At 69.2% G+C, this 957-nt stretch carries 1 protein-coding gene; it reads left to right on the top strand.

Features of this window, described 5'->3' with window-relative positions; genetic code table 11:
* On the top strand, positions 1 to 957 hold a 957-nt coding region (locus ACIKT0_RS19100), incomplete at both ends, for a sensor histidine kinase (RefSeq protein ID WP_407106863.1).

The following is a 957-nucleotide window of genomic DNA, read 5'->3' on the forward strand; positions in this document are numbered from 1 at the left end:
CGCGGCGCAACGCGAGCAGGACCTCGCGGCTGTCACGGCCTTCCTCGACCGGCCGGGGGTGATCCACCGGTCCTATCCATGTTCGTGACGCGCGCCGACGACGGCGAGGACGAGGACCACGAGGCCGCCGTGGTCTACGCGCTCGACACCACCGACCAGCGGGCGCTCGAGGCGAAGTTCGCGCAGAGCCAGAAGATGACGGCCGTCGGCCAGCTCGCGGGCGGGGTCGCGCACGACTTCAACAACGTGCTGACCGCCATCATCGGCTACTCGGACCTGCTGCTGGCGAACCACCGGCCGACCGATCCGTCCTTCCAGGACATCATGCAGATCAAGCAGAACGCCAACCGGGCCGCGAGCCTGGTGCGGCAGCTGCTGGCGTTCTCCCGCCGCCAGACCCTGCGGCCCCAGGTGATCGCGCTCGGCGACGTGCTGGCGGAGCTCAGGATGCTGCTCTCCCGCCTCGTCGGCGAGAAGGTCAAGCTCGAGCTCGTGCACGGCCGCGACCTGTGGCTCGTGAAGGCGGACCTCAACCAGTTTGAGCAGGTCATCATCAATCTCGTGGTCAACGCCCGCGACGCGATGGTCGACGGCGGCGCCGTGACGATCCGCACCCGGAACGTGGCTGCGGCCGAGGCGCCCGGGCTCGGGCATTTCGAGCTTCCGGCGGCCGACTACGTGATGATCGACGTCGAGGACACCGGGCCCGGCATCCCGTCGGAGATCATCGACAAGATCTTCGAGCCGTTCTTCTCGACCAAGGAGGTCGGCAAGGGCACAGGTCTCGGCCTCTCGACCGTCTACGGCATCGTCAAGCAGACGGACGGCTTCGTGTTCGCGCTGTCGGAGCCCGGCCGCGGAGCCACCTTCCGGATCCTGCTGCCGCGCCACGTGCCGGACGAGGCCGAGCAGGCGAAGCCGGTCGCGGCGGTCGCGGCGGTCCCGCAGGACATGACC

The organism is Hansschlegelia beijingensis (assembly GCF_045505405.1).
Lineage (GTDB): Bacteria > Pseudomonadota > Alphaproteobacteria > Rhizobiales > Methylopilaceae > Methylopila > Methylopila beijingensis_A.